Annotated in this window: 7 protein-coding genes; 3 read left to right on the top strand and 4 right to left on the bottom strand. The window is 63.6% G+C overall.

Translation table 11 applies throughout. The features are described from left to right. Positions 1-2245 (bottom strand): glycoside hydrolase family 15 protein (locus AUR66_RS01445; RefSeq protein ID WP_331456969.1); only part of this gene is annotated, 2245 nt, incomplete at its 3' end. Positions 2246-2419: 174 nt separating this feature from the next. Between AUR66_RS01445 and malA the strand changes: the two genes are divergently transcribed. The 3 genes from malA to AUR66_RS01430 all read left to right on the top strand — a co-directional run bounded on the left by malA (position 2420) and on the right by AUR66_RS01430 (position 7552). After that, the gene (gene malA / locus AUR66_RS01440) at positions 2420-4438 is read left to right on the top strand and encodes an alpha-amylase MalA (protein ID WP_269432539.1); all 2019 of its coding nucleotides are present in this window, start codon (positions 2420-2422) and stop codon (positions 4436-4438) included. Positions 4439-4480: 42 nt separating this feature from the next. Continuing rightward, positions 4481-6904, top strand: a complete 2424-nt coding sequence (gene gghA / locus AUR66_RS01435) for a glucosylglycerol hydrolase (protein ID WP_058570753.1) — start codon at positions 4481-4483, stop codon at positions 6902-6904. A gap of 150 nt (positions 6905-7054) precedes the next feature. Further along, positions 7055-7552 carry a redoxin domain-containing protein gene (locus AUR66_RS01430; RefSeq protein ID WP_058570752.1) on the top strand — a complete coding sequence of 166 codons (498 nt, stop codon included), beginning with the start codon at positions 7055-7057 and terminating at the stop codon, positions 7550-7552. 10 nt (positions 7553-7562) lie between these two features. Here the strand turns inward: AUR66_RS01430 and AUR66_RS01425 are convergent, their stop codons facing one another. From AUR66_RS01425 to AUR66_RS01420, 3 genes are all read right to left on the bottom strand, one after another. Then, entirely contained in the window at positions 7563-7991 is a 429-nt protein-coding gene (locus AUR66_RS01425; RefSeq protein WP_058570751.1) for a DoxX family protein, read from the bottom strand. Between the two features lie 6 nt (positions 7992-7997). After that, positions 7998-8165, bottom strand: a complete 168-nt coding sequence (locus AUR66_RS21020) for a hypothetical protein (RefSeq protein ID WP_157532952.1) — start codon at positions 8163-8165, stop codon at positions 7998-8000. Between the two features lie 165 nt (positions 8166-8330). After that, positions 8331-8888 (bottom strand): fasciclin domain-containing protein, encoded by a 558-nt coding sequence (locus tag AUR66_RS01420; protein WP_058570750.1) that lies wholly within the window; start codon positions 8886-8888, stop codon positions 8331-8333. Positions 8889-8959 lie beyond the last annotated feature (71 nt).

Genomic DNA, 8959 nt, shown 5'->3' with positions numbered 1-8959 from the left:
CGAGGAAGTCCAGCGTCCGGAGGTTCATCAGGTCGACGCGGGGGAAGCGAACCTCGGTGAGTGCACCCTCGGTGAGTGTGTACCAGAGGCGCGAGGGGTCTTCGGCCCCGTGGTCGGCGACGGTCCCGATACCGTACTTCTCGCCGGTCGTCCACCGCGGACGGTTCTCCGGGCCAGTCGGTGCGGGTTTCGGTGCCGGGAGTGCGTCGATTTCTGCGAGGATAGCCGTCGTCTCCATCCGAATCGCGTGTGGCCATCCGAGTGGTGTCGCACTGTCGAACGACCCGTCGTCGAACACTTGCTCGGCGAGGTAGCCTGCGTCCGTCGAGAATGGGCCGTCCGGTTGGAGCAGTTCGTAGAGGTTCGTCGCACGCTCGACGAACCGGCGTCCGTCCTTACCGAGTCGGTCACAGAGGATGCCGAACTTCGCGGCGGCGTTGGCACCCCACGAGGTGGCGACGGACCAGACCTTCTCACCGTCTTGCCCACCGGCGCGCCAGTAGTCGTCTTCGAATCGGACCAATCCGGCCACGTCGCCGCGGGGGTTCCGGTACAGTCCCTTCAGCGTCGCCGCCATGTGCTTGACGAGGCGGTTTGCCGTCTCGGAGTCCACCTCTTCGATGTCGGCGTAGGCGTCTATGGCGTCCACGAGGGCGAACGTGGCGGAGTCGAGTCTGTCGTCGCGTTCGCCGTTTTGGTCGAGACGGAGTGCGTACACCTCTCGGTCTTCGTCCCACAGTTCGTCGAGTCCCTCGTAGACGAGGGTCGCTTGTTCGGCGGCGTGTTCACGCAACTCCTCGTTGAGTGGTGCGGTGGCGATGGTTGCGTACGCCTGGAGGAACGTCGCGGCCGTGTGTGTGAACCGGCCAGCCATGTTCTCCCACGCGTTCTGACAGGCCATCGGGAGGCCGTCGTCTTCGAGACTGCTGTCGAGTCCGGAGATGCCTGCTGCGATAGTCGAGCGGATACGACCGACGAGTTCGTCGTCGAGTTCGTCACGACGGTCCGTGAGGACAGTCGCGAGGTAGGCCAGCACACTCGCCGTCTGGTCGGCCTGATACTCGGTGTCTCCTGCGCCTTCGACACGGCCGTGTGCCCACCCGGGCGCGAGGGTTCCGTCGACGGCCCAGACGCGGTGTGGCCACGTCCCGTCTTCGAGTTGGGTACGGCAGTAGAACTCGGCGCTGGTCGCGAGGCGGTCTGCGAGGCCGAGTTCGAACGCGTCGTCAGCGTGCGCGAGTGCGCGTGAGATTTCTGCGTCGTCTCGGAACCACGTGTACCCATACCCGCCCGAGTGGGCGTAGAACGGGTCGAACTCGGGGCCGGCGATGCGGGCACCACTGGGCGCAGTCAGGAGCGAGAGCGCACGGAGATCTGACCGGACGATTCGTTCGCGGGGCGTCCCCTCGGGCACGTACACTTCTGCTTGTTCGCGTGCGGCCGCACGGAGTTCGTCGGCCGTCGCGTGTTGGAGTGCGCAGTGCTGGAGGTCAGCGAGCGCGTCCGCCCGGTCCATCTCACCGTGGTCGGACAGTTGGGTGACGAGCGTCGTTCGTGCTGCCCGCCCGTCTTGTTCGAGTGGGGCGCTGACGACCACGTCACCGGAGAGGTGCGTGTCTTCGTAGCTATTGAGGACCGCCTCGCGGGGGAAGTCGAACACGTCGTCCGAGAGCATCTCGTCGAAGCGTTCGGGAATCTGGCCGCGAACGTCGTCGAGGCCGGTCGATGCGGTGACGTAGTCGTGTTCGTTGCGGTGGAAGACTTCGACGGCTTGCGTCCCGTTGGGACCGCCGTCTTGGTGGATGAGTCGTCCGACTTGCGTCTCGCGCCCTTCGGGTGCGAGGGTGAGAAACGCGGTCAGGTGGGCGTCGGTCGGAATCGCACCGCGCAGTTCGACGTGTGTCACGTGCGCGCGCCCGAGTGTCAGGTCGTACTGGTGGACGGTGTACTCGCCGGCGTCGTACTCGGTTTCGACGAGACTCGTCTCCCGATAGTAGTGCTGCCGGACGGATTCGAGTTCGTCGAACCAGTGTGTTTCGCCGTCTGTCTCGATACCGAACCGAGAGCGGTCGATTCCATAGAGGCCGGAGAGCGCAGACGAGTAATCGCGGAGAGACCCGTTGAGACCGACGAAGACGAGTCGGTCCCCATGGCCCGAAAACGCGCCGTCCGAGGTCTGACACTCCTCTGGGAAGCGCCCACCCCGGTCACGCTTGAATTCGTTTAACGCGGTCCGAAGTCGCATAGAGGTAGACGTTGGTCCCGAACCATAAGTATTGGCTGCTCGTTACCCCATCTTACCTCTATTCTTAGTAAACTTTCATCCCCTTTACGAAACCGAGGTAGGGGGCGTCTGCCGACTAAACAAGTATTCTCACGGGAGTAAATACAAAGTCACCCGGTACGTTCTACTGTACATATGCATCACCCAGGACCGCCGCAGTTCATGGCTGTCGGTGAGTCAGTCCAACTTGCACCGCGCGACCCAGAACCCGACGCCGACTACGCGTGGCGCGTCCGAAGCGCGCCCGTCGCCAGCAGCCTCGAACTCGTCGACGACGAGGCAGTCGTCCAGTTCGACCCCGACGCCGCAGGAACCTACGTCCTCGAACTCGACGCCCCGGATGGCACCCACACGCTGACCATCCGCGTCTTCCCCGGTTCGTACCTCCCTGCGGGGTCCGTCCGAAGCGGAGCCAGTGGAATGAGCGGAATGAGCGGGTACAGTGGTCAGAGTGGGTCTGCCCGACCGACGCAGGTCAGTGGTGGCGCGTCAGGGTCCGGAAGCGGTGCCGGTGAGGCCCAGCGTGGTGAGGGTGGTCGTCCACGCATCCGTCTCGACGCCACCGTCGAAGACGACGTGGTCGTCGTCCGTGCCGACCCACAACCGAACCCGAACAGTGAGACCGACCGCGACGACCTGGTGGTCGAGTTCGTCGTCGACGACCGGGACGAGGTAGACGAAACCGCCGTCGAGACCGATGGCTGGGAACTTCGCGTTCCGCTCTCGGCTATCGGTGACCGACTTCGCGTCCACGCCGCCGCCATCGACGAGACGTACAGCGTCCCCGACACCGTCGCCGTCGAACGCGATGCGCTGACCGACGGTGGTGTCGCAGAGGCCGAACCCGACGCAACCGGCCACACCGATGGGTCCGGGTCGGAGGCCGCGTCCGTCTCCCGCCCCAACGACCCACCGAAGTGGGCCCAAGAGGTGACGCTCTACGAGATTTACGTCCGCGGCTACGCATCGGACGACGACGAAGCAGACAACACGTTCGAGGCACTCGAAAAGCGACTCGACTACCTCGAATCGCTCGGCGTCGACTGTCTGTGGCTGACCCCCGTCCTCCAGAACGACCACGCGCCCCACGGCTACAACATCGTGGACTTCTACTCCATCGCGGAGGACCTCGGCACCCGAGAAGACTACGAGCAGTTCGTCGAGGCCGCCCACGACCACGGGATGAAGGTCCTCTTCGACCTCGTGTTGAACCACTCCGCGCGTGACCACCCGTTCTTCGAGGACGCGTACAAGAATCCCGACTCCGACTACTACGACTGGTACGAGTGGCAGGACAACGGCGAACCGGGCACCTACTTCGACTGGGAGTTCATCGCCAACTTCGACCACCGAAACCTCGACGTGCGGCGCTATCTCCTCGACGCCGTGGACATGTGGGCCGACGTCGTCGACGGATTCCGCTGCGACATGGCGTGGGCCGTCCCCGACACGTTCTGGCAAGAGATTCGCGACCGTGTCAAAGCGAAGGACCCCGAGTTCCTCCTCCTCGACGAGACCATCCCGTACATCGCCGACTTCCACGAGGGCATGTTCGACATGCACTTCGACACGACGCTGTACTTCACCCTCCGGCAGGTCGGCCGCGGTGACGAACCCGCCGAGCGCATCCTCGACGCCATCGACCAGCGTTCCGAAGTCGGCTTTCCCGACCACGCGGCGTTTATGCTCTACCTCGAAAACCACGACGAGACGCGCTACATCGTCGAGTGTGGTGAGTCCGAGGCGATGGCCGCCGCGGGCGCACTCTTCACGCTCCCCGGCGTCCCGATGGTCTACGGTGGCCAAGAGATTGGTCAGCGCGGACGCCGCGACGCCCTCGCGTGGAAGCACGCCCGTGACGACATCCGCGACCACTACGAACGCCTCATCGAAGTCCGCGACGAGACGCCCGCACTCCGATACGACGGGTCGTTCCGCCGCATCGACTACGAGGCCGACTCCGACCGCGTCGTCGCCTTCGTCCGCGACCACGACGAGGGGTCGTATCTCTGTGCGCTGAACTTCGGCGACGACCCAGTCACCGTCGACGTGGGTGACCTCGCCGTCGACGCCACAGACATCGTCTCGAACGAGTCCATCGCCGCTGAAGGCGGCGTCCGCGTCGACGACGTGGCAATCTGTCCCCTCGCGTAAGCACCTCTCGACAACCCGCTGTCAGCTGTTCGCCTATTCACGATGAGCACGAAATACGGCACCCCGACCCGACTGGACGACAGAACCGACGACCTGGTCTCGTGGTACGAGACGGTCGTCGCGAACCACGACGACACCTTCGAGGCCGCGAAGGAACTCTCGACACGACTCGGTGCGCACGCCGAGGACGATGCTATCGAGTTCGGCTTCTGGACGCCCGAACTCGTCGAAGACGGCGTTCCAGCCGACGCCGTCGAACTCGAGATACTGACGCCGCCCGCGGACCTCGACCCCGGCGACACCGACCACCGTCAGGCTACCTTCCAGCGTGACCGCATCTCGATGGAACGCGCCGGCGACTACCACTGGGTCGTCGCCGACGGCGTCCGCGCGGGAACACGCGACACCCTCGGGTCACTCTACCAACTCGTCTACGAGGACGAAGACGGCGAGGAGCACACGATTCAGGACCCCGTCTCGTACTCCGTCCCGTTCGGTGCGTTCGCACCCGCAGAGGTGTACGACCTGACCGTCCTCGACGAGACGCGCGCCGACCGCGAGTACTTCGAGGCACTCGGAACCGACGAGGAACGCGTCTCGACCACCGACGACGACGGCCTCCCGCGCATCGACCCCGCGACGAGTATGCTGGAGATTCACCCCGGCACCGCCACCGAACGCGGGTCACTCGCCGGTCTCGCCGAAGTCTACGAGGACATCGCCGCCAAACAACGCGCCGGCGAGGAACTCGAACCGTGGGAACGCTCCTTCGCCGGGTACGACGGCATCCAGGTGATGCCCGTCGAACCGCTGACTGAAAACGAAGAAGAACACGACTTCTGGTCGGTCGAATCCGAGACAGACGAGGCACTCGACGTCGAAGTCGCTCGCCCCGAGATGATAAACTGGGGCTACGACATCGTGGTCAGCGCCTTCTCCGCGCCGAACCCGGCCATCCTCGAATCAGGTCGCCCCGACGAACTCGTGGACTTCATCGCCGCCTGCCACGACCTGCCGCGACCCATCAAAGTCGTCTTCGACGTGGCACTCGGCCACGCCGACGACAGAGGCGCGGAACTCCTCTCTGACCGCTACATCCTCGGCCCGGGGATGTACGGCAAGCACCTCGACTACACCGAACCGACGGCACGCGCCGTCTTCCTCGAGATGCAGCGCCGGAAGATGGACTTCGGTGCCGACGGCATCCGCGTCGACGGCGCGCAGGACTTCACGTCCTACGACCCCGAGACGGGCGAGATGTACCACGACGACGACTTCCTCGCGGAGATGGACCGCGTCACGCAGGAAGTCGCCGGCACCGAGTACCGCCCGTGGATGGTGTACGAAGACGGTCGCCCGTGGCCGCGAGAGGACTGGGAACTCGCCTCGTCGTACCGCGCGCTCATCGAACAGCACCCCCACTCGTTCCAGTGGTCGCCAATCACCTTCGCGCACAACACGCCTGCGCTCCTCACCTTTTGGGCGACGAAGTGGTGGCGCGTTCGCGAAGTCGGTGAGTTCGGCGGCAACTGGTTGACGGGCGTCGCCAATCACGACACCGTCCGCCGCGGGACGCAAATCGACCCGACGGTCGAGTTCAACCAGTCGCCGGTCAATCCCTACCTCGGCGAGGACTACCCCGAGACGCTCGACGAAGCGTACGACAACGCCGCGTCGTCGATGCTGTTCCACTGCTTCCTGCCGGGCGTTCCGATGGACTTCGTCCACGCCAACATGCGCGCCCCGTGGGGCTTCATCCGCGACACAGACCCGACGTGGAACGTCAAAGTCGTCTCCGACGAGTCGAAGTTCCTCTACTGGCAGGTCCGCGACGAGGACTTCGAAGACGACCGGTTCTTCCCCCGCGTGAAGGACCTCGGATTCGAGTCGCGCGAGGAACTCCTGACGTTCATGAACGCCCTCTCGTCTGCCGTCGGTGCGACCGACTACGACCTCGACGTGATGGCCGACATGCTCTCGGCGATGGACCAACCGCTGGGTGACGACCTGTCTGCCGAGGACTTGGAGGCCTACGGCTACGCGTGGATGCGCGACATCCACGAGTTCGCCAACCTGAGCCACTGGCACGACGCACAGGACGACGAACGCTCGGCGTACCGCCTCGAAACCCGCGAGTTCCGGCACGACCGGCCGTGGCTACTGGCTGACCTCGACGAAGACGAGGACTACTTCACCTACCGACATCCGACGGACGGTACGGTCCTCTACTATGGGTTCCGCACCTCGCCGGAGTCGGACGAGCAACTCCTGTTCGCCGCCAACATGGAGGGCGTCCCGGTCGAAGTCTCACCCGAGTACCTCGCCGAAGACGCCGCCGAGGACGCGAACGCGCCCACTATCCCGACCGACGGATGGGAACCGGCGCTCGTCGCACCCGGTGTCGAGGAATCGACCGACGTCGAACTCGACAACGGCCACGCCATCGTCTGGCGGCGCGAACCCTAACTCGTCGCACGCTGGTTTGGTTTCATAGTCGGCCGTGGTCCCGTCTTGGTTGATAAACCTGTGTAGCGAGACACTGCTGTCTGATTCAGTCTCTGAGGCCCATCGTACTCGGAGGAATCGTTTACTCGCTTCCCACCCTATCAGAGTGCTATGCTCTCAGTCGGCGACAGTGCACCAGACTTCACCGTCCCAATTGCAGGCGGCGAGGTGTACAACGACATCAGTTCGTTCACGCTCAGCGAGGCACTCGGCGACGGTCCTATCGTCTTGGCGTTCATCCCCGCGGCGTTCACCAGCGGGTGTACGACCGAGATGTGTACGTTCCGCGATTCGATGCATCGATTCGATGCTCTCGATGCACAGGTCTACGGAATCAGTGTGGACCTCCCACCCGCACTGAACATCTTCATCCAGCAGGAAGAACTCAACTTCCCACTGCTCTCAGATTGGAGACACGAGGTCATCCACGACTACGGCGTCGTCCTCCCCGACATGTACGGCCTCTTCGAAGTCGCCAAACGGAGTATCTTCGTCCTCGATTCGACGGGGATTGTGACGTATCGATGGGTCGAAGGAGAGGGAAAGACGGACTACGGCGAGGCTATCGACGCGGTGTACGAGGCAGTCGCCGAGACTGTCTCGGCGTAACCCATTCGACTCAGCCGTCGTCACCAGGCATCGGGCGCGTGTACCACCACGCCCACAGAATGAGCACCGCTTGTAGCGGAAGTCGCCCCCACCGAACCGCGTCAGAGGGGTTCTGCATAGATTCGGGAACACCAGTCAGAACGACGCCACTGGTCGGCATGTAGACGTTCGCCGGGAAGATTGCGAGCAACAGTGCGACGAGTCCCCACGCCGCGATACGTCGAGTCTGCGGACGTATCACACCGATGCCGAGGGCGACTTCTGCGACTCCAGAGAGATAGACGAGTTCGAGTGCACGCGGGAACGCCGGCGGGACGATTTGGACGTACACCTCAGGGACGACGAAGTGCATCACTCCCGCGACGATGTAGAGTGCACCCATCGCGTAGCAGAGTGGGTACTTGAATCGGGACAACGTGTTACTGGTCTCTGTACTCATCTCGGCTCACACTCGCTGTTCTAACACTCGCCCGACCCAAAGTCCCACTGCCACTGCACCGACCAGAATCGGAATCGAGTACAGCGGACTCGACGGCGCGACCAAGAAGAGCACCTCGGCGACGACGATTGCGACGAGCAGACCGACCAGTCGCTCGCGAGTGACGACGCTCACGCGGTGCTCCAGTGATTATCGGTCACGCACACTCTTGCGATGTGCTCGACTGCTCGGCGTTCGCTCCGACTTTTCTGGTCCACACACGGTCCTCAGTCAGCAGGTGCTTGTCTGTAGCGGTCCACGCAGGGTGTTCGGGCGACTCGAAAAAACCACTGTGGAGGATTAGGGCAGCAGCACGCCGTCGATGACGTGAACGACACCGTTCGACGCCATGATGTCGATGTTGTCTGTGTCGATAGTGGCCTGTCCGTCGTTCAGGTCGGTCCCGTCGACGCATATCTTCGCTCCGTTTAGCGTGGGTAGTTTCGGCACCGGAAGGACGGACTTCGCCGTGCGCCGACCGGGGACGACGTGGTATAGGAGGATAGCAACTACGTCCGCGAGAGTCAAGCCACCGGGGAGATTTCCGGTTTCGATTGCGTCGAGGACGTCATCTTCGTCCAGGTCGTCCTCGGCGAGTTCGCTGAAGAGGGCGACGAACGAATCGTCAGTCGGCGCGAACACCGTTAGTTGTCGGTTGCCACTGAGTGCGCCGTCGAGTTCGGCGGCGACGACCGCAGCGACGAGAATGTCGAATCGGTCGTCACCTGACGCGATATCCACGATAGTGGGGCCGTCGCGTGGTGGTTTCGCGCTCGCCACACCCGCCCCGCCTGCGAGGAGGAGTCCTGTGCCACCAATCGTCTTCAGTGCCTGCCGTCGGTCTGGGCTGAACGTCATATTCGACAGAATGAACGTCGGTTCAGGACATAAGCCGTGTACCTAACTAGTCAGTAGCACGGCCGAAAACG

Origin of the sequence: Haloferax profundi (assembly GCF_001469865.1) — an archaeon.
Taxonomy (GTDB): Archaea; Halobacteriota; Halobacteria; order Halobacteriales; family Haloferacaceae; genus Haloferax; species Haloferax profundi.
The sequence above is the reverse complement of the archived record's forward strand: the minus strand, read 5'-3'. Positions and strand labels throughout refer to the sequence as shown.

Excerpts from the sequence above, each read along its gene's own strand:
- gghA (WP_058570753.1), top strand. The coding sequence starts at position 4,481 with ATGAGCACGAAATACGGCACCCCGACCCGACTGGACGACAGAACCGAC.
- AUR66_RS01420 (WP_058570750.1), bottom strand. The coding sequence starts at position 8,888 with ATGACGTTCAGCCCAGACCGACGGCAGGCACTGAAGACGATTGGTGGC.
- AUR66_RS01425 (WP_058570751.1), bottom strand. The coding sequence starts at position 7,991 with ATGAGTACAGAGACCAGTAACACGTTGTCCCGATTCAAGTACCCACTC.
- malA (WP_269432539.1), top strand. The coding sequence starts at position 2,420 with ATGCATCACCCAGGACCGCCGCAGTTCATGGCTGTCGGTGAGTCAGTC.
- AUR66_RS01430 (WP_058570752.1), top strand. The coding sequence starts at position 7,055 with ATGCTCTCAGTCGGCGACAGTGCACCAGACTTCACCGTCCCAATTGCA.